Raw genomic sequence first — 25675 nt, forward strand, 5'->3', positions numbered from 1 at the left:
AGATCGGCAAGGGCGCATCGAGCCGCGGACGCGCGGCGCGCTCGGCCATCCAGGCGTGATCGGTCCAGGGGAACGGCGCATCGGCGGCGACCACCGAAGCCGTCGCCGGCGGCGGCTCGGTGGCGAGCGCGACCGGGTCGGCCTTCTGTCGCACGACGAAGTCGGCACCGAGGATCTCGTACTTGTAGCGCGCTCCGGCCTGCAGCCCCGGCACGAACAGCTCCCACACGCCCTGGGGCAGGCGCAGCCGCATCGGATGGCGGCGGCCATCCCACTGGTTGAAGTCGCCGACCACGCTGACCCGCCGCGCATTGGGCGCCCACACCGCGAAGCGCACGCCGGGCACGCCGTCGAGCACCTGCGGGTGCGCGCCGAGCTGACGGTACACCTGTGGGTGCTGGCCCTGCGCCAGCAGGTCGAGATCGCGCTCGGCCAGCAACGCGCCGAAGGCATAGGGGTCGTCCAGCTCCTGCATCGCCGTCGCCCAGTGCACGCGCAGGCGGTAACCGCCCTCTCCCGGCACCACGCCGGCAAACAGGCCATCGTCCACCGGCGCCAGCGCGGCGAGCACGTGGCCTTGTGCGTCGATCGCCTCGACCGCCTGCGCGCCCGGCTGCAGCGTGCGCACCACGCGCTGGCCATCGATCCGGTGCGGGCCGAGCACGGCGAATGGGTCGCCGTGGCGCGCCTGCAGCAGCGCGTCGATCGCACCGGGATCGATCGATCCGGCCTGGACGGCGTCGCCGTTCACGCGCCCGCCTCCTCGATCGAGGCCTCGTCGGTGAGGCGCAGCAGGCCCTGCAGCGGCACGCCGAGCCAGCCAGGCCGGTTGGCGGCCTCGTAGGCGATCTCGTAGGCAGCCTTGTCGAGCAGGAACAGTTGCAGCAGCGGCACCAGCGCGTCAGCGCCGATCCAGCGCACCGGGGCATGCTCGAGCACCGCGACGTAGGCTGCGAGGAACACCTCCGAGGCGCGCAGGCGGAAGCGTTCCAGGAACGGCGCGAACAGCGGGTCCTCGACGGGCGCCACGCCCTCCTCGCCGCGCAGCGCCACTGCGGCGACATAGTCCAGCGAGCGCAGGAAGCCAGCCACGTCGCGCAAGGGCGTGGTCTTGATGCGCCGATCCTCCAGCGGGCGTGCCGGCTCGCCTTCGAAGTCGATCAGCCAGGCGTCGCCCTGCACCACCAGCACCTGGCCCAGGTGGAAGTCGCCGTGGATGCGGGTGCGCAGCGCGCCCGCACCGTGCGCGGCCAGCGCATCGATGCGCCTGCACAGCCCCTGGCGGCGCGCGAACAGGCGGTCGCGCTGCGCGCGCAAGGTGGTGTCCTGCGGATCGAGGTTCTCCAGCGCATCCATCGCGCGCTGCAACTGCGTGCGGGCGTCGGCCGCCCAGCCCGACGCATCGGCGTCGCCGGCGGCCGCCGGCCGGAAGGCCTCGTCCTCGCTGGGCTGCGCGAGTACCGCGTGCAGCTCGCCCAGACGGGTGCCGACGGCCGCGGCGAAGTTGTCGTAGTCGGCCAGGATTTCCGCGCGCGAGGCGTCGTCGGCGGCATGGCTGAACTCGTCCCAGGTGCGCAGCAGGTAGTCCAGCGTCCAGCGCCAGGCGTCGCCCTGGTTGCGCACGAAGCCCTGCAGCACGGCCAGCGCGGAGGGAATGCCGTCGGCGCCCACGTGCAGCACCTCGCCCAGCAGCGGCGGCGTGTTGGCGTAGCCCACGCGGGTCAGGTGGCGGCCCATCTCCAGTTCCGGATTGATGCCGTGCGAGATGTGCCGGTACAGCTTGAGCATGCCGCGCTCGTGCACGATCACCGAGCTGTTGGACTGCTCGGCGGACAGCCAGCGGTTCTCCACGCGGTCGGGAAAATCGATTGCGTCGAGCGCCGCCGTGCCGGTGAAGCGGATCACGCCGCCGCGCTGCAGCGGCAGCTCCATCCGCTGGCGCAGGCCGCGCAGCAGGCCGGAGATGAAGGCGTCGAGCACGAAGCCGTCGGTGAGGTAGCCCACGCGGCGGCCGCGGCGCACGCGCGCCAGCGCCAGCTGCTGCGCGCGCGCCGGCGGGTTCTCGTCTTCCCAGATGATGCCCAGCGGCAGGCAGTAGCGCTCGATGCCGCCATCGTTCAAGGTCGCGATGAGTTCCGAGACGACCAGGTCCTCGCCGCGGTCCGGCCAGGGCTGGCTGTACATCAGGCTGAGCGAGGCGATGCCGCGGTCCTTGGCGCCGAACCAGCGCCGGCGGCCGAGGTAGGTGGGCAACACGTCGCGTTCCAGCGCGCCGCGGTGGTGCGCCATCACCGGCCCTTCGGCCAGCGGCCCGCGCAACACCAGCGTCTCGTAGTCCGGCATCGGCTCGGCAGGCACCTGGTGCCACGAGGGCATCTGGGCGTTGGCGCAAAGCTGGAACGCGTAGAAGCCGAACGGCGGCAGCGTGAGCAGGTATGGCAGGCGGCCGACCGGCGGGAACGAGGTGCCGCCGACGATCTCTACCGGCACGCGCCCGTCGAAACCGGCCAGGTCCAGCTCCACCGCCTGCAGGGTGCGCGACATGTTGGCCACGCACAGCACCTGCTCGTCCTCGTACTCGCGCAGGTAGGCGAGGATCTTGCGGTTGCCCGGGTAGAGGAAGCGGATCGTGCCGCGGCCGAACGCGCGATAGCGCTTGCGCACGGCCAGCACGCGGCGGGTCCAGTTGAGCAGCGAGTGCGGATCGCGCGACTGCGCCTCGACGTTGACCGCCTGGTAGCCGTACAGCGCGTCCATGATCGGCGGCAGCACCAGCCTGGCGGGGTCGGCCCTGGAAAAGCCGCCGTTGCGGTCCATCGACCATTGCATGGGCGTGCGCACGCCGTCGCGGTCGCCCAGGTGGATGTTGTCGCCCATGCCCAGTTCGTCGCCGTAGTACAGCACCGGGGTGCCGGGCATGGTCATGAGCAGCGAATTCATCAGCTCGATGCGGCGGCGGTCGCGCTCCAGCAGGGGCGCCAGGCGGCGGCGTATCCCCAGGTTGATGCGCGCGCGCTGGTCGCTGGCGTAGGTCTGCCACAGGTAGTCGCGCTCGGTATCGGTCACCATTTCGAGCGTCAGCTCGTCGTGGTTGCGCAGGAAGATCGCCCACTGGCAGTTGTCGGGGATCGCCGGCGTCTGGCGCATGATGTCGGTGATCGGGAAGCGGTCCTCGCGCGCGATCGCCATGTACATGCGCGGCATCAGCGGGAAGTGGAACGCCATGTGGCATTCGTCGCCGTTGCCGAAATAGTCCTGCGTGTCCTCAGGCCACTGGTTGGCCTCGGCCAGCAGCATGCGGTCGGGGTAGCGCTCGTCGATCTCCTGGCGGATCAGTTTCAGGATCGCGTGCGTCTCGGGCAGGTTCTCGTTGTTGGTGCCCTCGCGCTCGATCAGGTACGGCACCGCGTCCAGGCGCAGGCCGTCGACGCCGATGTCCAGCCAGAAGCGCATCACGCCCAGCACGGCCTTGATCACCGCCGGGTTGTCGAAGTTGAGGTCGGGCTGGTGCGAGAAGAAGCGATGCCAGAAGTACTGCCCGGCGACCGCGTCCCAGGTCCAGTTCGACTTCTCGGTGTCGAGGAAGATGATGCGCGTGCCGGCGTAGGCCTGGTCCGTGTCCGACCACACGTAGAAGTTGCGCGCGGCGGAACCGGGCCTGGCCAGCCGCGCGCGCTGGAACCACGGGTGCTGGTCGGAGGTGTGGTTGATCACCAGCTCGGTGATCACGCGCAGGCCGCGCGCATGCGCCGCGGCAATGAAGCGCCTGGCGTCGGCCAGCTTGCCGTAGTCCGGATGCACCGCCTTGTACTCGGCGATGTCGTAGCCGTCGTCGCGTCGTGGGCTGGGGTAGAAGGGCAGCAGCCACAGCGTGTTGACGCCCAGTTCGGCGATGTAGTCGAGCTTGTCGATCAACCCCTGGAAATCGCCCACGCCGTCGTCGTTGGCGTCGAAGAACGACTTGACGTGCACCTGGTAGATGATCGCGTCCTTGTACCAGAGCGGATCGCTGGTGAAGCTGCGCTTGGCGGTCCGGGCGTGTGCGCTCATCGCCTCATCCCTCCACGCGCCAGATCGCATACGGCATGCCCTGCCCCAGCCACACGTGCTGGCGGCCGCCGCGCCAGGTCAGCGTGGCGTCGTGCAGCAGATCCTCGACGGTAAGCGGCGTGTCCTCGCCGACGCCCCAGTCGGCCAGCGGCAGGTGCAGGTCGGCCGCCTGCGCGTGGTGCGGGTCCAGGCTGATCGCCACCAGCACGCGGTTACGGCCACCCGGGGCACTCTTCTCGAAGAACAGCACCTGCTCGTTGTCGGCGCGCAGGAAGCGTATGCCGAGGTGGCTCTGCAGCGCCGGTTGCTCGCGGCGGATCGCGTTCAACTGGGCGATCTCGGCGACGATGTTGCCCGGTGCGTTCCAGTCACGCGGCTTGATCTCGTACTTCTCCGAGTCGAGGTATTCCTCCTTGCCCGGAATGGGCACCGCCTCGCACAGCTCGAAGCCCGAGTACATGCCCCACAGGCCCGACAGCGTGGTCGCCAGCGCGGCGCGGATGAGGAAGCCGCTGCGGCCGGACTGCTGCAGGAAGTACGGGTTGATGTCCGGCGTGTTGACGAAGAAGTTCGGCCGGAAGAAATCCTTCGGCGGCCCCTGCGTGAGCTCGGTGAGGTAGTCGATGAACTCCTGCTTGGAATGCCGCCAGGTGAAATAGGTGTAGGACTGGCTGAAGCCGAGCTTGGCCAGTCGGTACATCGGCCTGGGCCGGGTGAAGGCCTCGGACAGGAACAGCGCGTCCGGGTACTCGCTGCGTACGCGCGCGATCATCCACTCCCAGAACGGGAAGGGCTTGGTGTGCGGGTTGTCCACGCGGAAGGTGCGCACGCCCTCGCCCGCCCAGTACAGCACCACGTCGCACAGCGCCTGCCACAGCGAAGGGATGGCGCCTTCCTCGTAGAAGTCGACGTTGACGATGTCCTGGTACTTCTTCGGCGGGTTCTCCGCGTAGCGCAGGCTGCCGTCCGGGCGCCAGTCGAACCATTCGGGATGCTCGCTGAGCCAGGGGTGGTCGGGCGAGCACTGGATGGCGAAGTCCAGCGCGAGTTCCAGCCCGTGTTCCCGGGCGGCGTCGCGCAGCGCGCGGAAGTCCTCGATGGTGCCCAGTTCAGGGTGGATCGCGGTGTGCCCGCCCTCGGCCGAACCGATCGCGTACGGGCTGCCCGGATCGTGCTCGCCGGGCGTCAGCGTGTTGTTGCGGCCCTTGCGGAAGGCGCGGCCGATCGGATGGATGGGCGGGAAATACAGCACGTCGAAGCCCATCGCCCGGATGGCCGGCAGCCGGCCGATGACGTCGCGGAAGGTACCGTGGCGCGCGGGGCTGTCGGTGATGGAACGCGGGAACAGTTCGTACCAGCTGGCGAACTGCGCGGCGCGACGGTCGACTTCCAGATGCAGCGGCGGGTGCTCGACGGCGAACGCACGCAGGTCGCCCTCGGCCATCGCCCTGGCGGTGTCCTCGGCGATCAGCAGCTGGTAGCGGGCTTCGTCGTCCTCGGCCTTGGCCAGGGCGCTTGCCAGCGCACGCAGCGGTTTGCGCCGGGCCGGCGAGATGCCCGTAGCGGTCCGTTCGACCAGGTGCTGGCCCTCGCGCATCTCCAGCGCGATCGGCACGCCGGCGTCGTGCTTGGCGACGATCTCGTGGCGGTAGCTGGCGTAGGCGTCGCGCCAGGCCTGCACGGTGTATTCGTAGCGACCCACGCGCGTGGGCGTGAACTGCCCGCGGTAGCGGTCGTTGCCGAGCGGCTGCATGCGCCGCTCGTGCCAGTGCTTCTCGTCCAGCGCACGCCAGCGCAGCGCGACGGCGAGCTTGTCGTGGCCGTCCATGAACACGTCGGCCTCCACCGTGACGACGTCGCCGACCACGCGCTTGACCGCGAAGCGGCCTCCGTCCACCGCGGGCGTGACGGTCTCGATCGCCAGGCGCGGCGCCTGCGTGGCCTCCACGAGCGCCTGCTTCCGAGCCGTGGCGCTCGCGCGCGTGGCGACCGGCTGCATGCGCGTGCCTTGCAGGATGCGTACTTCGCCCGCTGCGAGGATGAGCGGAGGCACCTGTGCGGCGCCGTCCGGCGCGGACCAGTCACCGTAGGCGCAGGCGGCACCGCCGGCGATGGCGCCGAGGTCGACGTCCGTATCGCGGTCCAGCCTTGCGTTGAACAGCGCCAGCCAGGCGCGCTCGCCCTGGCGGCGCAGCACGCCGACCCAGGCGTCGTCGATGTGAAGAACCGCGGATCCGTGTGCCTGGGCTGCGGACTCGCGCAACCAGGCGTTGATGCCGCGGATCTCGCCCGCCAGGTCGAAGGCCTCGCCGTCGCCGCCGGCGAAGCCGGCCGGCATCAGCCAGCCGTCTGCGCAGCATGCGGCAAACCAGGCGGCGCGACGGCGATGACGCTCGGCCAGCCCGCGTTCGCCGAACGCGCGGTCGGCCGCCGGATCACCGAACGGCGCCGCGGCGCAGGCCAGCGCCGGCGCCACCTCCGCCACACGGCGCAGTTCGCGCGCCAGCCAGCCGGCGTGGAAGTCCCACCACTCGGCCGAGCAGAAGCTGTAGTCGAAGCCTGCGTTGCCGAGCGTGGCCAGTTCTTCGGGTGAGAGGCCTTGCGTCCAGCCCAGGAAGATCGCCTGCGGCGCCTTGCCGCGCAGGCCGTCCAGCAGATGCTCCCACCAAGGCCCCGGCGCCGCCTCCAGCGACAGCAACCGCAACCCGGCCGCGCCGGAGAGCAAGGCGTCGCGCAGGCGCTGGCACCACCAGGCCAGCGCTTCCGGGGCGACCGTCTCGTCGTGGAAACGCCAGCGTACGCCGGCCACCGGCACCGGCTGTCGCGGATCGGGCATGGCACCGGTATCGGGCAGCACGTGGAACCAGTCGGGGTGTTCAGCGCGCACGTCGAGGCTGGCCGGCAGCGCACGGGCGACGTCCACGTCGAGCAACAGATCCAGGCCGTGCTCGCGACAGACGCGCACCAGCGTTGCCACCGCGCCGGGACCCTCGTCGAGCAGCGAGGCCGGCGCCAGGACCTGGTTGAAGCCAAGCTCGGCAGCGCGTTGCAACCAGGGTACCTGCGCGCCTCCGCCTGCAGCGAGCCCGGCAGGCAGGCTGAGGATGCCGAGCGCCGCTGCGCAATCCGGCATGAGGTCTCCCGGATTAAAGGATGACGTGGCGGCCGATGGCGCGCCGCGCTTGCGTTCGCGATGGGTGCCGGGGGGCGCGGGCACGTCCGCTGTCCCCTTGCGCCGGGCCATCAGTCGTCGCGGCGACGGCTGGCGCCGCGCGGCTTGTCGGCATGGCTGGCCTGCGGCCGGTTGGTGTACTGGCGGACCGCCTGCGTGCTGGTGCCCACTGCGGCGATCGCCTCGCGCAGGTCGCGCTCGGAGACGCGCAGCTGCTTGGACCAGTAGCGCATGGCGAACGGATCCCGGTCGTTGATCGTGCTCAAGGTCCGGTCGGACTGGTTCATTGCGTCACCCGTGGCCGCATCCTGCTGCGGCAGGACATCCATCTTCGTGTGCATCCATTGAAGGCGTCGTCACGGAAAGATGAGGCGCGTGTAAAGCGCATGCAGGGGCTCGAAGCTCCGCACGACCGGCGCCATACTCGGCGCCATGCCAACCACTGCGCTCGCCCGCTTCATCGACGCCCATCGGCGCCTGTTCGTGCTGACCGGGGCCGGTTGCAGCACCGATTCGGGCATACCCGACTACCGCGACGCCGACGGTGCCTGGAAGCGCACGCCGCCGGTGATGTTCCAGGCATTCATGGGCGATGAGCGCACGCGCAGGCGCTACTGGGCGCGCAGCCTGGTCGGCTGGCGGCACTTCGGCCGGGCCGAGCCCAACGGCGCCCACCACGCGCTCAGTAAACTGGAAACGCTCGGCCGCCTGGAACGGCTGGTCACGCAGAACGTGGACGGCCTGCACCAGCGTGCGGGGAACCGCCAGGTCGTCGACCTGCATGGACGGTTGGACCTGGTGCGATGCATGGGTTGCGAACTGCGCATGCAGCGTACCGATTTCCAATGCGAGCTCGAACGCCTGAACCCCGCCTGGGCAGCCCTGGATGCCGCAGGCCTGCCCGATGGCGACGCCGACCTCGACGGCAAGGACTTCGATCGCTTCGTCGTTCCGTCCTGCCCGGCCTGCGGCGGCGTGCTCAAGCCCGACGTGGTCTTCTACGGCGAGAACGTGCCGCGCGAGCGCGTGGCCGACGCAATGCAATCGTGGGAATCGGCCGATGCCGTGCTGGTGGTCGGCTCCTCGCTGATGGTGTTCTCCGGCTATCGCTTCGTGCACGCCGCGGCGCGCGCCGGCAAGCCGGTGGCGGCGGTGAACCTGGGGCGCACGCGGGCCGATCCGCTGCTGAGCCTGAAGGTGGAACAACCCTGCGCCGAGGCGCTGGCGTTCCTGCTGGCTTGAGGTCCCGGACCCCTTCGACGCTGGCCGCGGGCGAAGGGTGGGCATGCGAAAGACGCAAGCCCGGACGGCGGATTTTGGAATGCCATTCGCGCCGAGCGTAGCCTGCGCAACCGGCGAAGCCGAAGCGCCCCAAAGCTCACCGCCGCGAGCGGAAGAAGTCCCTCAGCATCTCGCCCGATTCGTGCGCCAGCAGTCCGCCCTGCACCAGCACGCGGTGGTTGTGCCGGTCGGACACCAGCGTGTCGAACACGCTGCCGGCGGCGCCGGTCTTCGGATCGGTGGCCGCGTATACCACCCGTCCGATCCGCGCGTGCACCAGAGCCATCGCGCACATCGCGCACGGCTCCAGCGTCACGTACAGCGTGGCGCCGACGATACGGTGGTTGGCAAGCTTCTCGCCGGCCGCGCGCAAGGCCATGATCTCGGCGTGCGCCGTGGGGTCGTGCAGCGTGATGTTGCGGTTCCAGCCCAGCCCGACGATCTGTCCCTCGTGCACCAGCACGGCGCCCACCGGCACCTCGTTCTCCGCATCGCGGGCGTGCGCGGCCAATTGCAGCGCGCGGCGCATGCAGGCCTCGTCCTCGGACGAGAACGTCGTGGCGGGTGGCGGGAGAGACTCGGTCATGGACACGCGCGATGGCGGCGATGCTGGAGGGCCGGGCATTGTAGCCGCTTGCGCCATGCGGGAAGCTGCCCCGCAGGCGCCAGCCTTGACCGGCCGTTGAGCGCGGACGGCGTAGGGTCGGCCTTCCTGCCTCGCGCATGGAGCCTGCCATGAACCCCGATGTCGCCGTGGGCCGTACGTTCCCCGACTTCGTGCTGCCCGACCACACGAAGACGCCGCGGCGCCTTTCCAGTCTGCAAGGCACCGCCGACCTGATGCTGCTGGTACTGATCCGCGGCTTCTTCTGTCCGAAGGACCGCGAGCAGCTCAAGGCGCTGACCGCCTTCCATCCGCAACTGGTGGTCGGCAGCTGCCACCCTGTGGTCATCACCACCGACGACTGGCACACCACCAACAACCTGCGCCAGCAGCTGGGGGCGCACTATCCGTTCCTGTACGACGAAAAAAAACAGGTGCGCGACGCGCTGGACATCCTGGAGTACACCGACCCCACGCATCAGCCGATGGTGCCGCACACCTTCCTGCTGGCGCCGGGCATGCGCATCCGCAACATCTGGAACGGTTACTACTACTGGGGCCGCCCTTCGACAGCCGAACTGCATGGAGCCCTGCGCGAGGCCACCCGCGAGATACGGCCGGACTGGGATCCATCCGACCCCGAACTCAAGCATCAGTGGGAAGCCGGCGACAAGACGAGCTTCTACCCCTATGGGGTCAAGTCGATGGAGCAGACGCTGGCCGAGATGGCTGAGGCGGTGGACCACTACGCCGGATCGGCCTAGCAGTCCGTCCACTGCCCTATTCCCACTCGATCGTCGCGGGTGGCTTGCCGCTGATGTCGTAGACCACGCGCGAGACGCCGCGCAGTTCGTTGATGATGCGGTTGGACACCTTGCCGAGGAATTCGTACGGCAAGTGCGCCCAGTGCGCGGTCATGAAATCGATGGTCTCGACCGCGCGCAGCGCGATCACCCACTCGTAGGCGCGCGCGTCGCCCACCACGCCCACCGATTTCACCGGCAGGAACACGGCGAAGGCCTGGCTGGTCTTGTCGTACAGGTCGGCCTTGCGCAGCTCGTCGATGAAGATGGCGTCGGCGCGCGCCAGCAGTTCGGCGTACTCGCGCTTCACTTCGCCGAGGATGCGCACGCCCAGGCCCGGACCCGGGAACGGGTGGCGATAGACCATCTCGCGCGGCAGGCCGAGCGCCACGCCGATGCGGCGCACCTCGTCCTTGAACAGCTCGCGCAGCGGCTCGACCAGGCCGAGTTTCATGTCCTCGGGCAGGCCGCCGACGTTGTGGTGACTCTTGATGACGTGAGCCTTGCCGGTCTTGCTGCCGGCGGACTCGATCACGTCCGGATAGATCGTTCCCTGCGCCAGCCACTTCACCTGGCCGTGGCCGGCAGCGGTTACCTTGGCCGACTCCTCGTCGAAGATCTCCACGAACAGGCGGCCGATGATCTTGCGCTTGGCCTCCGGATCGGCGACGCCTTCGAGCGCCTTGAAATAGCGCTCGGCGGCGTCGACACGGATCACCTTGACGCCCATGTGCTGCGCCATCGTGGCCATCACCTGGTCGCCTTCCTGGAAACGCAGCAGACCGGTGTCGACGAACACGCAGGTGAGCTGGTCGCCGATCGCCTTGTGCAGGAGCGCAGCGACCACAGAGGAATCGACGCCACCGGAGAGGCCCAGCAGCACGTGGTCGTTGCCGACCTTCCCGCGCACGCGGGCAATCTGGTCCTCGATGATGTTGTCCGCGGTCCACAGCGTGGCGCAGCCGCAGATGTCGACCACGAAGCGCTTGAGCAGTGCGCTGCCCTGCCTGGTGTGCGTGACTTCCGGATGGAACTGCACGCCGTACCAGCGCCGGACCTCGTTCTCCATCACCGCGACCGGGATACGGTCGGTGGTGCCGGTGACGGTGAAGCCCGGCGGCGCCTTGCTGACATGGTCGCCGTGGCTCATCCACACGTCCAGGCGGTGCGCGTCGGCGTGGTCGCTCAGGCCCGCGAACAGGCGGCTGTTGGCGGCGATCTCGACCTGTGCATGGCCGAACTCGCGCTGGTCGGCCGCCTCGGTGGCGCCGCCCAGCTGCGCGGCCATCGTCTGTAGGCCATAGCAGATGCCAAGGATCGGCAGGCCGGAATCGAACACTTCCTGCGGCGCCTTGGGCGCGCCCGGCAGCGTGGTCGATTCCGGGCCGCCGGACAGGATGATGCCCTTGGCGCCGAAGCCGGCGATCTGCGCGGGGTCATGGTCCCATGCCCAGATCTCGCAGTAGACGCCGAGCTCGCGCACGCGGCGGGCGATCAGCTGGGTGTACTGCGCGCCGAAGTCGAGGATGAGGATCTTGTCGGAGTGAATGTTGGTCATGGTCTGCGCGGGGAACAGGGAACGGGGAACGTGATGGTCCGGGCAACGGGTCACATGAGCGTCCTGGTCGAAGCGCTGCGAGACGCCTGCCTGGACCATCACGTTCCCTGTTCCCCGTTCCCCGTTCCCCGGCTTCGTTACGAGTTCAGCCGGTAGTTCGGCGCTTCCTTGGTGATCTGGATGTCGTGCGGGTGCGCCTCGGTCACGCCGGCGGAAGTCACCTTCACGAACTGCGCCTTGTGGCGCACGTCCTCGACCGTGGCGGCGCCGAGGTAGCCCATCGAGGCGCGCAGGCCGCCGATCAGCTGGTGGATGATGTTGCGCAGCGGGCCGCGGTACGGCACGCGGCCTTCGATGCCCTCGGGCACCAGCTTGTCGGCGTCGGCCTCGTCCTGGAAGTAGCGGTCCTTGGAGCCCAGCGCCATGGCGCCCAGCGAGCCCATGCCGCGGTAGCTCTTGTAGGAGCGGCCCTGGAACAGTTCGACCTCGCCAGGCGATTCCTCGGTGCCGGCGAACATCGAGCCGAGCATCACGGTGGACGCGCCGGCGGCGAGCGCCTTGGGGATGTCGCCCGAGTAGCGGATGCCGCCGTCGGCGATCAGCGGGATCTCGTCCTTCAGTGCGGTGGCGACCAGGTCGATCGCGGTGATCTGCGGCACGCCGACGCCGGCGACCACGCGCGTGGTGCAGATCGAGCCCGGGCCCACGCCGACCTTGACCGCGTCCACGCCGGCATCGAGCAGCGCGCGCGCCGCCTCGCCGGTGACGATGTTGCCGGCGATCACCTGCACCTGCGGGTAGCGCTTCTTGACCCAGCCGGCGCGCTCGATCACGCCCTGCGAATGGCCGTGCGCGGTGTCGACCACCAGCACGTCCACGCCGGCGTCGACCAGGGCCTCGACGCGCTGTTCGGTGTCGCCGCCTACGCCGACCGCGGCGCCGACCACCAGGCGCTCGTGCGCGTCCTTGGCGGCATGCGGGTTGTCGCGCGCCTTCTGGATGTCCTTGACGGTGATCAGGCCGCGCAGCTGGAAGTCGTCGTTGACCACCAGCACCTTTTCGATGCGGAACTTGTGCAGGAGCTGCAGCACTTCGTCCTGGCTGGCGCCTTCGCGCACGGTCACCAGCTTGTCCTGGCGCGTCATGATGTTGCGCACCGGGTCTTCCAGCTTGCGCTCGAAGCGCAGGTCGCGGCTGGTGACGATACCGACCAGCTTCTCGCCGTCCACCACCGGCACGCCGGAGATGTTGTGCGCGCGGGTCAGCTGCAGCACCTCGCGGATGGAGGTCTGCGGGCCCACGCTGATCGGGCTGCGGATGACGCCTGCCTCGAACTTCTTGACCAGCCGCACTTCGGCGGCCTGGCGCTCGGCGGTCATGTTCTTGTGGATGATGCCGATGCCGCCCTGCTGGGCCATGGTGATGGCCAGCCGCGCCTCGGTCACGGTGTCCATGGCGGCGGACACGATGGGGATGTTCAGGCGCAGGTTGCGCGTGAGCCGGGTGGAGGTGTCGACGTCGCGTGGGAGGACGGCCGAATGGGCCGGAACGAGGTACACGTCGTCGTAGGTCAGGGCCTCGGCGAGGATGCGCATGCGGATGGGTCTCGCTGCAAAGATGGGATTATACGCGCGTGGGTATGGTGGTCGCCAGATGGCTGGTGTTCGCCGGGAAGATCGACGCAAGCGCGCCTTTGACCGGTCCGTATCTTTCCCGCAAACGAGGCGCTACCTGCCGGGCAGCCTCGGCGTGCGGCGGAGGCGCAGGGCAAACCCGCGCACGCTACGAGGGCCGGGCTTCAGCCGCTTCCAGCGTGTTCTCGATCAACGTGGCCACCGTCATCGGACCGACGCCGCCCGGGACAGGCGTAATCCAGCTGGCACGCTCGGCCGCGGGAGCGAACTCGACGTCGCCCACCAGCCGCCCGTCGTCGAGCCGGTTGATGCCCACGTCGATCACCACCGCGCCGGGCTTGATCCATTCGCCCCTGACCAGTCCCGGCTTGCCCACCGCCACGATCACGATGTCGGCCTGGCGCACGAACGATTCCAGATCGCGCGTGAAGCGATGGCAGCAGGTGGTCGTGCAGCCGGCGATCAGCAGTTCCAGCGCTAGCGGGCGGCCGACATGGTTGGACACGCCCACCACCACCGCATGCTGGCCGCGCACCGGGCGGTCGGTGTGCCCGAGCAGGGTCATCACGCCCTTGGGCGTGCACGGGCGAAGCCCGAAGCGGCGCAGCGCCAGGCGCCCGACGTTCACCGCCTGGAAGCCATCGACGTCCTTGCCGGCGTCGATGCGGTCGACCAGGGCGTCCTCGTCGATGTGCTCCGGCAACGGCGACTGCACCAGGATGCCGTGCACGGCCGGATCGGCGTTGAGCCGGTCGATCAGCGCGAACAACTGGTCCTGCGTGGTGTCCGCCGGCAGGTCGTAGTCGAACGAACGGAAGCCCACCTGGTGGCAGGCCTTACGCTTGTTGCGCACGTACACCGACGAGGCCGCATCCTCGCCCACCAGCACCACCGCCAGCCCTGGCTCGGGCAAGCCTTGCGCCTTGCGCTCGGCCACGCGCCGGCCTACCCGATCGAGCAGTTCCTGCGCGATGCGTTTGCCGTCGAGGATGCGTGCGGTCATGGGTTCGTGCCTTCTGCAAAGAAGCCTATTATCCCGCATCGAGCACCGACAAACGGAGACTGCCGTGCCCGCGCCCCTCGACCTGAAGCTCGCCGAAGGTGCCCTGGTGCTTCGCCCCTGGCGACCGGAAGACGCACCGGCCCTCCAGGAAGCCGTGCTCGAGTCGGTCGAAAGCGTCGGGCACTGGCTGCCGTGGTGCCACACGGGATACGGCCTCGACGAGGCGAAGGCATGGATCGGGCACTGCCGCGAGGGCTGGATTGCCGACGAACACTTCGCGTTCGGCATATTCGAGCAAGGCAGCGGCGCCCTGCTCGGCAGCACGGGGCTGAACCAGCGCAATCGCGTGCACCACAGTGCCGCAATGGGTTACTGGGTGCGCCATTCCCGCCAGCGCCAGGGGATTGCACGGCAGGCAGCGAGGCTGGCCGCGCGTTTCGGGTTCGAGAGGCTGGGGCTGGTCCGCATCGAGATCGTGGCGTTGCCGGACAACGGCGCGAGCCGGCGCGCGGCCGAGCAGGCCGGCGCACGGTTCGAAGCGATCGCGCGACATCGGATATGGGTGCGTGACGAAGCCAGGGACGCCGCCGTGTATGCGCTGGTGCCAGAGGATCTGGCGCAGACGTCGTAGAGCAGCCGTGCTCTGAAGTGATGGGGTTGTCTCTGAAGTGAAACGGAGGCCTTCCTTCAGGAGCGGTCGACAGCTGCTACTTGCGCCGCTTCATCTCGCGGATCATGCGCTGGCGCTTGCGCTGCTGGCCCTCGGTGAGCACGTTCTTGCGTCCGGCGAAGGGATTCTCGCCGTCGCGGAAATCAATGCGGATCGGCGTGCCTTCCAGGCGGTAGCGCTTGCGGAAGAAGTTCTCGAGGTAGCGCCGATAGGCCGGCGCGATGTGCTTGGTGCGGCTGCCGTGGATGACGATGGTCGGCGGATTGGAGCCGCCCGGATGGGCGAAGCGCAGCTTGGGCGCGTGGCCGCGCACCAGCGGCGGCTGGTAGGCCTCGTAGGCCTTCTCCAGCGTGCGCGTGAGGTCGGCCGAGGCCAGCTCGTGGGTGGCCGAGGCATGAGCGCGCACCACTGCGCGCATCAGTTCGCGCAGGCCCGAACCATGCAGCGCCGAAATGAACACCGTCTTGGCCCAGTCGACGAACACCAGCTTGCGCTCGAGCGTGCGCTGGCACTGTTCGCGCTGATAGGCGTCCATGCCGTCCCACTTGTTGACGGCGATGACCAGCGCCCGCCCTTCGTCAACCGCGTGGCCGATCAGGCTGAGGTCCTGGTCGGCGAGGTTCTCGCGCGCGTCGACCATCAGCACCACGACCTGGGCGGCAGCCATCGACTGCAGCGTCTTGATGACGCTGAACTTCTCCACGCCCTCTTCGACGCGCGCGCGACGGCGCACGCCGGCGGTGTCGATCAACGTGTAGCGCTTGCCGTCGCGTTCCAGCGGCACGCGGATCGGATCGCGCGTGGTGCCGGCGACGTCCGAGACGATCAGCCGGTTCTCGCCGAGCAGGCGGTTGATCAGGGTGGACTTGCCGGCGTTCGGGCGCCCGACGATGGCGACGCGGATGCTGTCGTCCGCGACGTGCGCCTGTGCTTCGTCCTCGTCGGGCGGCAGCAGCGGCAGCGCGGCGGCCACCAGATCGTCGGTGCCACGGTTGTGCGCGGCCGAGAGTGGCAGGACACGGGCCATGCCGAAACGCGCGAACTCGCCCAGCGCATGCTCGACGTCCAGCCCGTCGGTCTTGTTGACCGCCAGCAGGATCGGCTTGCCGCTGCGGCGCAGCTCGCCCAGGATACCCTGGTCCTGCGGCAGCAGGCCGTCGCGGGCGTCCACGACGAACACCAGCACCTGCGCCTCGTCGATCGCCAGGCGCACCTGCTGGGCGGTGAGCGCGTCGAGGCCTTCCTCCACGCCGGACAGGCCGCCGGTGTCGACCACCACGAACGGACGCGCGCCGAGATGGCACACGCCGTAGTGGCGGTCGCGGGTGACGCCCGGCATGTCGGCCACCAGGGCGTCGCGGCTGCGCGTCAACACGTTGAAGAGGGTCGATTTACCGACGTTGGGGCGACCGACCAGGGCGACGACGGGCAGCATGGTTCAGCATGTTCCTTGCGGGCGATCAGTGCGCGCCGCCGAGGCGGTAGGCGCCGATGCGGCCTTCCACGTCCTCGACGTACACGATGTCGCCCACCACCAGCGGCTGGGCGCGGATGGCGTGCTTGGACAGGCGCTCGCGCGCGGCCAGCGCGCCGTCGCCGGTCTGCAGCCAATGCACGTAGCCTTCGATGTCGCCGACCACCACGTAGTTGCCCTGCACCGCCGGCCCGGTCACCCAGCGGTACTTGAGCTTGTCGTTCTTCCACATCTCGGCGCCGGCGCTCTTGTCGAACGCCCACAGCTGCGAATTGTCGTCCGCGCCGTAGAGCGCGTTGCCGTTGCTTGCCAGCGAGGTGTAGGTGGAGAACGGATGCGTCCACAGGGGACGGCCACTGGGACCGTCGATCGCCTGCAGGTTGCCGTGGTAGGCAGCGCCATAGAGCATCCGGCCGTCGAGCAGGATCGCGCCGTCGGAATCGTCCAGGCGCTCGATCTCGGTGCGCCCCTCGCCGCTGGCCAGCTTCTGCTCCCACAGCTTCTCGCCATTGTCCAGGCGCAGCGCGACCAGCCTGCCGCCGTCGGTACCGAAGAACACCACACCGTTGGCCACCATCAGCGGACCGTTGCCGCGCAGGCTCAGCAGCGGCACGTCGCCCTGGTCGTAGACCCAGCGGCGCCCGCCGTTGGCCGCATCGAGGCCATAGACGCGACCGTCGCCCGTGCGCACCACCACCAGGTCGCCGACGATGACCGGCGAGGCGAGCACCTCCGACTTGAGGGTGGCTTCCCAGCGCGGGCTGCCGTCCTTCGCGTTGACGCCGTAGACGTGGCCGTCCAGCGTGCCGACCACGAGCAGGTCGCCGCTGACCGCCGGACCGCCGGCGTAGAAGGCGTCCTTGCGCTTCTTGTCACCCCAGCCGAACCAGCCGTGGGTGCGCGAACTCTTCGACCAGATTGTCTTGCCGGTGGCCGCGTCCAGGGCCACCAGCTTGCCGTCGCTGCTGTCGGCATAGAGCACGCCATCGGCCACGGCCGGCCGCAGGCGCAGCCCGGAGTCGCCGGCGCCGTCGCCGATGCTCTCGCGCCACAGTCGGGTGACCTGGAGGGTGGGCTGGAAATCCTTGGCCAGCGGCGTCGGCGGCTGGACGTTTTCCTTCTTGGCGTTATGGCAACCGGCCAATGCGACCAGGCCCACCAACGCCACCGCCATCGCCTTCTTCATGCCAATCCGCTTCGTGCCAAACACGTTCATGCGCCCTGCTTCCCGGCCACGGCCAGATCATCGAGTTTGAGTTGCAAGGCAGCGCGTTGCGGCGCGTCTTCGCCCATCGCGGCCAACGCCGCCTGGTAGGCCTTGCGCGCGGCATCCGCGCGACCAAGCTTGACCAGCGCATCGCCGCGTAGTTCCTGGCGCAGCGCCTCGTAGCCCTTGGACGCGCCGGCATCAAGCGTGGCCAGCGCGTCGCTGGCCTTGCCGGCGGCAAGTTGCACCTTGGCCATGCGCAACTCGATCAGCGGCTTGAGCGGGTTGTCGCCGACATGGCTGCGCGCCCACTGCAGCGATGCCAGGGCCTTGTCCAGCTGGTTCGCCTCGACCTGGCGCTGCGCGCGATCGCTGGCGGCGAAAACCGCATAGGCCGACTTGGCGTAGTCGTTCTGCAGGCGTCCGATGATCTGGTCGGCCTGCGTGTCCTTGCCGGCGGCCAGGGCCGTCTGCAATTGCTGATAGAGATTGGACGCCTCCATCTCACGCGTGGCTTGGTGATTGCGCCATTGCTGCCAACCGAAGATCGCGACCAGACCGATGACGATGCCGATGGCGATGGACAGGCCATTCTGGCGCAGCCATTGCTGTACGCGTTCGCCCTGTTCGTAATCGTCGTATGCGTCGAATGCCATGCAGTTGTCCGTCCAAAGCACGCGTCGCGTCGGTCCAGGCCGGACCGGCGCTCGCCAGATGGGTTTGAGGAATGAAGGGCCACGACCGCACGCGGCGGCGGTCAATGGGCAAGCATAACCGAAGCGCCACAGCCGCGGGCGTTTGGGCAGGCCTTAACCGCGAAGCTGGCGCCGTTGCGCACCGAGCGGGTGCCGCCCTCTCCCGGCGCGGGGAACGCCGAAACCCGCCCGGCCTTGCCCCCGATCAGGCGCCGCTGGGGGCGGGCTTGCCGTCCTGCACGCGGAAGCGCGCGACGTTGGCGCGGCGATAGGCATCCAGGGCCAACGGCTTGCCGTCGAGGGTGACCTGGGCGCCGACGGCGTTGCCGATACGCACGTCCAGCGGCTGCTCGCTCGTCCAGGTCTTGCTGCTGCCGGCAGGAAGCAGGCCGTATTCCAGACGCGAGCCGTCGGCAGCCACCACCTCGACCCAGCTCGCCTGGTCAAGGCTGAGCATGAGGCTGTGCCCACCGACAGGAGCGGCGGCCTGCGCCGCTGCGGCAACGGTGCTGGCCGCCGCAGGCTGGCGCGCCGCCGTCAGGTTGCCGCTCTCCAGGCCGGGAAATGGCGCCATCGACGCCAGCAGCGGCTGCTCCTCGCTGGGGGGCGGAGCCGCCGGCCGGGTGGTGGACGGAGCCGTGGTGGCCGTAGTGCCGCCAGCGCGGGTCGGAGCGTCCTGCTGAGCCACCGGCGTGGCGTCCAGCGGAGAAAGGTGGCTGATGTCCCTGTCCAGCGTGCCGCGCACGCCCAGCCACACCATCGGCACCACGATCACCGCGGTCAGCACCACGTAGGTGGCGGCGGTGGCATAACGCTCGAGCAGATAGCGCGAATGCGACATGCCGCCAGTGGCCACCAGCGTTGGCACGGCGCGCTTGATGCTGGCCAGCTCCGCCTGGATGACTTCTTCGTCCAGACCCAGATGACGGGCGTACTTGGTGATGTAGCTGGCCAGGTACACGGCGTAATCGATCCCTTCGCGCTGGTCGGCCTCCAACTGGCGCAGCACGCGTGCAGGAAGCTTGAGGGCGTGCGCGCAGGTTTCGATGTCCTGGCCGCGCGCCTCGCGCGCCGCGCGCAGGCGGGAGCCGAAACTGGCAAAAGACGTGTTCGACGAGCCATCCGTGATCGCCGCAATGGCGAACAGATCAATCGCACGATGGCCGGGATTGGGCTGCTGGGAGGTCATGGGCTAGCGGGTGTGTCGAGGGCGTGTGCCTGCTCCGAATCCGGGAACTGGCTTTGCAGTCGCCTGCGATAGGTTTGGGCAGCGTCCGTATTGCCCAGGCGGGTTTCAATTTCATAACCAAGCTTGAGCGCCACCGCACTAGGCTGACCCAGCGCGTCGAAGCGCTGGATGAACGCACGGGCGCGAAAGGCGTCGTTGTTCAGGTACAGCAAACGGGCGGTCTGCAGCAGCGCCTCGCCGTTTTGGGGGTTGTCCTTGAGCGCCTTGCGCAGGCTGACTTCGGCACCGGCGCGGTCGTTCATGCGCAACTGGCAGATGCCCTCGTTGGTCAATGCCACGTCAGGAGTCTTGTAGAAGGGATCCTTCAGCGCCTTCTGGAAGAAGCCAATGGCCTCTTCGCCCTTGCCGATGCGGCAGAGAAAAGTGCCCAGGTTGTTGTTCGGGCCGCCCTTGTCCGGTTCCAGCTGCGCCGCGCGGCGGTAATGCTGCTCCGCCTCTTCGGGCCGGTTGATGCGCTCATCCAGCACGGCCATGACGGTATGCGCGGGCGCGTAATCGTTGTCGAACTGCAGCGCCTTGGTGAGCTTGTCCATGGCGGTCTGCAGGTCGCCGTTGGCCATGTACTGCTGGCCGAGCTCGGTATGGATGCGTGCGGCGTCCTCCGCTTCCTGGCCCTTGCTGGTGTGCGGCATCTTGCCGCCGAACTCGCCGTCGGTGTTGGTCACGCATCCGGCCAGCATCAGCGCCAGCGCTGCCCCCATCCAGCGTTCAAGACGCATGCGCCACTCCCCGATCCGGTTGTGCGTGGTCCGGCTGTGCGTGGTCCAGCCGCTTGCGGAACTCGGCCTGGCGGCGCGTGCGGTCCAGCACCTGCCCCTTCAGCTGGCCGCAGGCCGCGTCGATGTCGTCGCCGCGCGTGCGGCGCAGCATGGTCAGGATGTTGGCGTTGAGCTGTTGGGTCTGGAACGCGCGGATGGTCTCGGCGTCCGAGCGCTCGAAGCGCGTGCCGGGGAAAGGGTTGAACGGGATCAGGTTGACCTTGCAGGTCGGCAGCTTGCGCATCAGCTTGATCAGCTGCCTGGCATGCTCCGGCTGGTCGTTGACACCCTTCATCAAGGTGTATTCGAAAGTGATCGACGTGCGCGGCTTGCGCGCGATCCAGCGCTGGCAGGCGCCCATCAGCTCGGCGATCGGGTAGCGCTTGTTGAGCGGCACCAGTTCGGTGCGCAGTTCGTCGTTGGCCGCATGCAGCGACACCGCCAGCGACACGTCGATCGCCTCGGACAGCTTGTCGATCATCGGCACCAGGCCGGCGGTGGAGAGCGTCACGCGCTTGGAGGCCAGGCCGAAGCCGAGGTCGTCGCGCATCAGGCTCATCGCCGCGACCACGTTGTCGAAGTTCAGCAGCGGCTCGCCCATGCCCATCATCACCACGTTGGTGATGCGGCGGTTCTGGTGCGTGACGTTGCCCAGGTGCTTGGCCGCCACCCACATCTGGCCGATCACTTCGGACGCGGCGAGGTTGCGGTTGAAGCCCTGCGTGGCGGTGGAGCAGAACTGGCAGTTGAGCCCGCAGCCGACCTGCGAGGACACGCACAGCGTGCCGCGGGTCGGTTCGGGGATGTAGACCGCTTCGACGGCGTTGCCGCCGTCCATGCCGAGCAGCCACTTGTGCGTGCCGTCGGCGGCGGCCTTGTCGAACAGCGTCTTGGGCGGACCGACGTAGCACGCGGCCTCGAGCTTGGCGCGCAGCGCCTTGCCCACGTCGGTCATCTTGCCGAAGTCGTCTTCCAGGTGGTGGTAGATCCACTTCATCACCTGCTCGGCGCGATACGGCTTCTCGCCAAGCTGCGCGAAGAAATCACGCAGGCCCTGGCGATCGAAGTCGAGCAGGTTGACCTTTTCGCTTGCTACTGCTTTCGGGTCAGTGGAAGTGGCTACGACCTGGTTCACAACTTATCTCAACGGGAAAGGACGTCCGTTTCCGGGAAGAAGTAGGCGATCTCGACCTTGGCGGTTTCGGCGGCATCCGAGCCGTGCACCGCATTGGCGTCGATCGAATCGGCGAAGTCGGCGCGGATCGTGCCCGGCGCGGCGTCCTTCGGGTTGGTGGCGCCCATCAGCTCGCGATGCTTCAGCACGGCATTCTCGCCCTGCAGCACCTGGACCATCACCGGACCGGAGATCATGAACTCGACCAGCGCGTTGAAGAACGGGCGCTCCTTGTGCACCGCATAGAAGCCTTCGGCCTCCTTGCGCGAGAGCTGCTTCATCTTCGCGGCGATGACCTTGAGGCCAGCCTGCTCGAAACGGGTGTAGATCTGGCCGATCACGTTCTTGGCGACGGCATCGGGCTTGATGATGGAAAGGGTGCGCTCCAGCGCCATGTCGGGTCTGCTCCGGAATACTGGTATCTGAGTGGGCTATCGGCCGGCTTGCCGATCAATGTAGGGCCAAATCCGACACGAAATGCGGATTTAGCTCACGAAAGTTTGACAGATTCTAGGCTGATCGCAAGCAGGCTGGGCGTGAATGCAAACGGTTGTTTGACGGCCCGGAAGCCCCGCGCGTATGCTCAAACGATCGTTTGATTCTCTGCCGACGAGGTTGCCCGCGCGTGAACAGTTCCGCCTCGACCAAGGAACGCATCCTCACAGCCGCCGAGCTGCTGTTCGCGCAGCGCGGCTTCGACGGCGCGTCGCTGCGCCAGTTGACCGCCGCCGCCGGGGTCAACCTTGCCGCCGTCAACTACCACTTCGGCTCCAAGGACAGGCTGGTGGAGGAAGTGTTCCGCCGCCGGCTGGACACGCTGAACGCACACCGACTGGCTGCGCTGTCGAAAGTCGCCGGCCAGCCGGACACCACGCTGGATGACGTGCTCGACGCCTTCATCCGACCTGCACTGGCGCTTTCCAGCGACGGCAGCGGTTCGCTGTTCATGCGTGTGCTGGCGCGCGCCTTCGCCGAACACGACGACACGCTGCGCCAGTTCCTCTCCGAGAACTACGGCCACGTCATGCGCCAGTTCACCGCCGAGTTCGCCCGCCTGCTGCCCAAGCTCAGCCGCGAGGAACTGTACTGGCGCATCGACCTGGTCACAGGCGCGCTGACCCATGCCATGTCCGGCTTCGGCATGATCCAGCGCAAGGGCGGCGTGAGCGAAGCCGCCCACCGCGAACAGACCATCGCGCACCTGATCCGCTTTGCCGCCGCCGGCCTGAGCCATCCATGAGCCGCGCCGCGCTGACTCTCTCTCCCCTGGCCTCGCCGGAGCAGAGGGCTGGAGAGAGGGCGAGGCTCTTCCTCCGAGCTTCCCCGCAAGCCCCGCCCCTCACCCAAACCCTTTCTCCGAAGGGGAGAGGGTCCCAGATCACGTCGCAAGTGCCATGCCCCTTCCCGTTCACCTGGAGAAAGCAATGACCGCCACCCCCGCCCTACGCATCCGCAAGGCCGCCGTACTGGGCGCCGGCGTCATGGGCGCGCAGATCGCCGCGCACCTGACCAACGCCGGCGTCGAGACCGTGCTGTTCGATTTGCCCGCCAAGGACGGTCCCAAGAGCGGCATCGCGCTGAAGGCCATCGCCAATCTCGCCAAGCTCTCGCCCGCCCCGCTGGCGGACAAGAACCTGGCGGCCGCGATCATCCCGGCCAACTACGACGAAGACCTCGACCACCTCAAGGAAGTCGACCTGGTGATCGAGGCGATCGCCGAACGGATGGACTGGAAGCTGGATCTCTATAGGAAGATCGCCTCGCATCTTTCGAAGACCGCGGTCATCGCCTCCAACACCTCGGGCCTGTCGATCAACACGCTGGCCGAGGCGCTGCCGGAAGAAATGCGCCACCGCTTCTGCGGCGTGCACTTCTTCAACCCGCCGCGCTACATGCACCTGGTCGAGTTGATCCCCACCAAGCTCACCGACGCCGCCGTGGTCGAGGGCCTGGAGGCCTTCCTCACCACCGCCATCGGCAAGGGCGTCGTTGTAGCCAAAGACACGCCCAACTTTATCGGCAACCGCATCGGCGTGTTCTCGATGCTGGCCACCATGCACCACACTGGGCAGTTCGAGCTCGGTTTCGACACCGTCGACGTCTTGACCGGTCCGGCCATCGGCCGCCCCAAGAGCGCCACCTACCGCACCGCCGACGTGGTGGGCCTGGACACCATGGCGCACGTCATCAAGACCATGGGCGACACGCTCGCCGACGATCCGTGGCACACCTACTTCAAGACGCCCGCCGTGCTGCAGGGCCTGATCGACGCCGGCGCGCTCGGCCAGAAGACCGGCGCCGGCTTCTACAAGAAGGTCGGCAAGGACATTCTCGTATTGCGCAGTCCCGCGCAAAACCCCGGCCATCCATGGCCGGACTCCTCACAACAGCTCGATTACCAGCCCGCACAGCAACAGGCCTCCGACGAAGTCGCCGCGATCCTCGCCATCAAGGATCCGGCCGAGAAGTTCGCCAAGCTGCGTGCGTCGGGCGATCCCCAAGCCCAGTTCCTGTGGGCGATCTTCCGCGACCTGTTCCACTACACCGCCTACCACCTGGCCGACATCGCCAACACCGCGCGCGACGTCGATTTCGCCATCCGCTGGGGCTATGGCTGGAAGCTGGGTCCCTTCGAGACCTGGCAGGCCGCCGGCTGGCAGCAGGTCGCCGGCTGGATCGCCGAGGACATCAAGGCCGGCAAGGCGATGAGCGACGCGCCGCTGCCCGCCTGGGTCACCGACGGGCGCACCGGCGTGCATGGCAAGGCCGGCTCGTATTCGGCCGCCGCAGGCACCGACAAGCCGCGCTCCACCCATGCCGTCTACGCCCGCCAGCTCTTCCCCGACGCGATCCTGGGCGAGAAGTTCGACCAGGGCACCACCGTGTGGGAGAACGATGGCGTGCGCCTGTGGAAGCTGGGCGACGATGGCGTCGGCATCCTCTCGTTCAAGACCAAGATGAACACGGTCAACGACCAGGTGCTCGACGGCATCCAGCATGCCATCGGCGTGGCCGAGGAGAAGCTCAAGGCGGTGGTGATCTGGCAGACCGGCGAGCCGTTCTCCGCCGGCGCCGATCTGAAGGGTGCGCTCGGCCTGCTGAAGGACGGCAAGTTCGACGCGTTCGAGTCGATGGTCGCAAACTTCCAGCGCACCAGCATGCGCATCAAGCACTCGCTGGTGCCGGTCGTGGCCGCCGTGCGCGGACTGTGCCTGGGCGGCGGCTGCGAGTTCCAGATGCACTCGGCGCGCACCGTCGCCGCGCTGGAAAGCTACATCGGCCTGGTCGAGGCCGGCGTCGGCCTGCTGCCCGCCGGCGGCGGCCTGAAGGAGCTGGCTGTGCGTGCTGCCCACGCCAACCCGGCCGATCCGTTCGAATCGCTCAAGAAGGTGTTCGAGACGGTGGCGATGGCCAAGGTGTCCGGCAGTGCGCTGGAGGCCAAGCAGTTGGGCCTGTTGCGCGAGAGCGACGTGGTGGTCTTCAACGCCTACGAACTGCTCTACGTGGCCAAGCAGGTGGCTTCGACCCTGGCCGAAAGCGGCTGGCGCCCGCCCCTGCCCGCCCGCGCGGTCCCGGTCGCCGGCGACACCGGCACGGCGACCTTCAAGGCCTCGCTGGTCAACCTGCAGGCCGGCTACTTCGCCTCCGAGCACGACGTGGCGATCGCCAGCCGCATCGCCGACACGCTGTGCGGCGGCGGCATCGAGCGCGGCTCGCTGGTCGACGAAGCCTGGCTGCTGGCGCTGGAGCGCAAGCACTTCGTGGAGCTGGCGAAGACCGAGAAGACCCAGGCCCGCATCGCCCACACCATGACCACCGGCAAGCCGCTCAGGAACTGAGCGAGCGGGAACAGGGAACGGGGAACAGGGAACGTGTGGATTGCAGCATCCGTGTAGCCACCGCCCTGCCCCAAGCCCGGTTCCCAAGCTTTTGATCGGAGGGTACGAGAACGCGACGTCAGTGCCGGCAGCCCCACGCAAGCGCCACCTGCACGTTCCCCGTTTCCTGTTCCCCGTTCCCACCCCATCAGGACCCAAGACCATGACCAAGCAAATCCAGGACGCCTACATCGTCGCCGCCACCCGCACGCCGGTCGGCAAAGCGCCGCGCGGCGTCTTCAGGAACACCCGCCCGGACGACATGCTCGCCCACGTCATCCGCGCCGTGATGGCGCAGGCGCCGGGTATCGACCCGCACCGCATCGGCGACGCCGTGATCGGCTGCGCCATGCCCGAGGCCGAGCAGGGCATGAACGTGGCGCGCATCGGCGTGCTGCTGGCCGGCCTGCCGCACACCGTGCCGGGCGTGACCATCAACCGCTTCTGCTCCTCGGGCCTGCAGGC

At 68.4% G+C, this 25675-nt stretch carries 19 protein-coding genes and 2 pseudogenes; 6 read left to right on the forward strand and 15 right to left on the reverse strand.

What is annotated here, in order from left to right:
* The 4 genes and pseudogenes from HOQ08_RS00450 to HOQ08_RS00465 form a co-directional block, all read right to left on the reverse strand.
* Positions 1 to 751, reverse strand: a pseudogene (locus HOQ08_RS00450) (1,4-alpha-glucan branching enzyme); the annotation flags it as partial.
* Positions 748 to 4050 carry a maltose alpha-D-glucosyltransferase gene (gene treS, locus HOQ08_RS00455; protein WP_291189886.1) on the reverse strand — a complete coding sequence of 1101 codons (3303 nt, stop codon included), beginning with the start codon at positions 4048 to 4050 and terminating at the stop codon, positions 748 to 750. The gene treS and the pseudogene HOQ08_RS00450, both read right to left, overlap by 4 nt.
* Positions 4051 to 4054: 4 nt before the next feature.
* Positions 4055 to 7183 carry a maltotransferase domain-containing protein gene (locus HOQ08_RS00460; RefSeq protein ID WP_291189889.1) on the reverse strand — a complete coding sequence of 1043 codons (3129 nt, stop codon included), beginning with the start codon at positions 7181 to 7183 and terminating at the stop codon, positions 4055 to 4057.
* 110 nt (positions 7184 to 7293) lie between these two features.
* Complete coding sequence (locus tag HOQ08_RS00465) at positions 7294 to 7551, reverse strand: DUF3606 domain-containing protein (RefSeq protein WP_291189892.1); 258 nt, start codon at positions 7549 to 7551, stop codon at positions 7294 to 7296.
* Positions 7552 to 7654: 103 nt separating this feature from the next.
* Here HOQ08_RS00465 and HOQ08_RS00470 point away from each other — a divergent pair, with 103 nt between their 5' ends.
* Positions 7655 to 8464 carry an NAD-dependent protein deacetylase gene (locus HOQ08_RS00470; RefSeq protein ID WP_291189895.1) on the forward strand — a complete coding sequence of 270 codons (810 nt, stop codon included), beginning with the start codon at positions 7655 to 7657 and terminating at the stop codon, positions 8462 to 8464.
* A 136-nt stretch (positions 8465 to 8600) separates the two neighbouring features.
* Here the strand turns inward: HOQ08_RS00470 and tadA are convergent, their stop codons facing one another.
* Positions 8601 to 9089, reverse strand: coding sequence for a tRNA adenosine(34) deaminase TadA (gene tadA, locus HOQ08_RS00475; RefSeq protein ID WP_291189898.1), 489 nt, complete (start codon positions 9087 to 9089; stop codon positions 8601 to 8603).
* A gap of 149 nt (positions 9090 to 9238) precedes the next feature.
* Here tadA and HOQ08_RS00480 point away from each other — a divergent pair, with 149 nt between their 5' ends.
* Positions 9239 to 9871, forward strand: a complete 633-nt coding sequence (locus tag HOQ08_RS00480) for a peroxiredoxin-like family protein (RefSeq protein WP_291189901.1) — start codon at positions 9239 to 9241, stop codon at positions 9869 to 9871.
* 16 nt (positions 9872 to 9887) lie between these two features.
* On the opposite strand, the gene guaA is transcribed toward HOQ08_RS00480, so the two are convergent.
* The 3 genes from guaA to folD form a co-directional block, all read right to left on the reverse strand.
* A complete protein-coding gene (gene guaA, locus HOQ08_RS00485) occupies positions 9888 to 11468 on the reverse strand; it encodes a glutamine-hydrolyzing GMP synthase (protein WP_291189904.1) in 1581 nt (526 codons plus the stop codon).
* A 137-nt stretch (positions 11469 to 11605) separates the two neighbouring features.
* Positions 11606 to 13063 (reverse strand): IMP dehydrogenase, encoded by a 1458-nt coding sequence (guaB, locus tag HOQ08_RS00490; protein ID WP_291189907.1) that lies wholly within the window; start codon positions 13061 to 13063, stop codon positions 11606 to 11608.
* Between the two features lie 187 nt (positions 13064 to 13250).
* Positions 13251 to 14105, reverse strand: coding sequence for a bifunctional methylenetetrahydrofolate dehydrogenase/methenyltetrahydrofolate cyclohydrolase FolD (gene folD / locus HOQ08_RS00495; protein ID WP_291189910.1), 855 nt, complete (start codon positions 14103 to 14105; stop codon positions 13251 to 13253).
* A gap of 64 nt (positions 14106 to 14169) precedes the next feature.
* Between folD and HOQ08_RS00500 the strand changes: the two genes are divergently transcribed.
* The gene (locus HOQ08_RS00500) at positions 14170 to 14736 is read left to right on the forward strand and encodes a GNAT family N-acetyltransferase (protein ID WP_291189913.1); all 567 of its coding nucleotides are present in this window, start codon (positions 14170 to 14172) and stop codon (positions 14734 to 14736) included.
* A gap of 76 nt (positions 14737 to 14812) precedes the next feature.
* Here the strand turns inward: HOQ08_RS00500 and der are convergent, their stop codons facing one another.
* The 7 genes from der to ndk all read right to left on the reverse strand — a co-directional run bounded on the left by der (position 14813) and on the right by ndk (position 21727).
* Positions 14813 to 16210, reverse strand: coding sequence for a ribosome biogenesis GTPase Der (gene der, locus HOQ08_RS00505; protein WP_291189916.1), 1398 nt, complete (start codon positions 16208 to 16210; stop codon positions 14813 to 14815).
* 25 nt (positions 16211 to 16235) lie between these two features.
* Positions 16236 to 17435 carry an outer membrane protein assembly factor BamB gene (gene bamB / locus HOQ08_RS00510; protein ID WP_291189920.1) on the reverse strand — a complete coding sequence of 400 codons (1200 nt, stop codon included), beginning with the start codon at positions 17433 to 17435 and terminating at the stop codon, positions 16236 to 16238.
* Positions 17436 to 17461: 26 nt separating this feature from the next.
* Positions 17462 to 18112, reverse strand: a complete 651-nt coding sequence (locus tag HOQ08_RS00515) for a tetratricopeptide repeat protein (RefSeq protein ID WP_291189923.1) — start codon at positions 18110 to 18112, stop codon at positions 17462 to 17464.
* 244 nt (positions 18113 to 18356) lie between these two features.
* A complete protein-coding gene (locus HOQ08_RS00520; protein WP_291189926.1) occupies positions 18357 to 19340 on the reverse strand; it encodes a helix-turn-helix domain-containing protein in 984 nt (327 codons plus the stop codon).
* Positions 19337 to 20119: a type IV pilus biogenesis/stability protein PilW gene (gene pilW / locus HOQ08_RS00525; protein ID WP_291189928.1), complete on the reverse strand. Its 783-nt coding sequence runs from the start codon at positions 20117 to 20119 to the stop codon at positions 19337 to 19339. Before pilW ends, HOQ08_RS00520 begins: the two co-directional genes overlap by 4 nt.
* On the reverse strand, positions 20109 to 21293 hold the full coding sequence (gene rlmN / locus HOQ08_RS00530; protein WP_291189931.1) for a 23S rRNA (adenine(2503)-C(2))-methyltransferase RlmN: 1185 nt from the start codon (positions 21291 to 21293) through the stop codon (positions 20109 to 20111). The genes pilW and rlmN overlap by 11 nt, the downstream gene beginning before the upstream one ends.
* A gap of 8 nt (positions 21294 to 21301) precedes the next feature.
* Positions 21302 to 21727 (reverse strand): nucleoside-diphosphate kinase, encoded by a 426-nt coding sequence (ndk, locus tag HOQ08_RS00535; RefSeq protein ID WP_291189934.1) that lies wholly within the window; start codon positions 21725 to 21727, stop codon positions 21302 to 21304.
* Between the two features lie 230 nt (positions 21728 to 21957).
* Here ndk and HOQ08_RS00540 point away from each other — a divergent pair, with 230 nt between their 5' ends.
* The 3 genes and pseudogenes from HOQ08_RS00540 to HOQ08_RS00550 form a co-directional block, all read left to right on the forward strand.
* Positions 21958 to 22572 (forward strand): TetR/AcrR family transcriptional regulator, encoded by a 615-nt coding sequence (locus HOQ08_RS00540; RefSeq protein ID WP_291189937.1) that lies wholly within the window; start codon positions 21958 to 21960, stop codon positions 22570 to 22572.
* Positions 22573 to 22756: 184 nt separating this feature from the next.
* The gene (locus HOQ08_RS00545) at positions 22757 to 25171 is read left to right on the forward strand and encodes a 3-hydroxyacyl-CoA dehydrogenase/enoyl-CoA hydratase family protein (RefSeq protein ID WP_291189940.1); all 2415 of its coding nucleotides are present in this window, start codon (positions 22757 to 22759) and stop codon (positions 25169 to 25171) included.
* A gap of 202 nt (positions 25172 to 25373) precedes the next feature.
* Positions 25374 to 25675 (forward strand): annotated as a pseudogene (locus HOQ08_RS00550) (acetyl-CoA C-acyltransferase); the annotation flags it as partial.

It is taken from the genome of Frateuria sp., assembly GCF_013362045.1.
Lineage (GTDB): Bacteria > Pseudomonadota > Gammaproteobacteria > Xanthomonadales > Rhodanobacteraceae > Frateuria_A.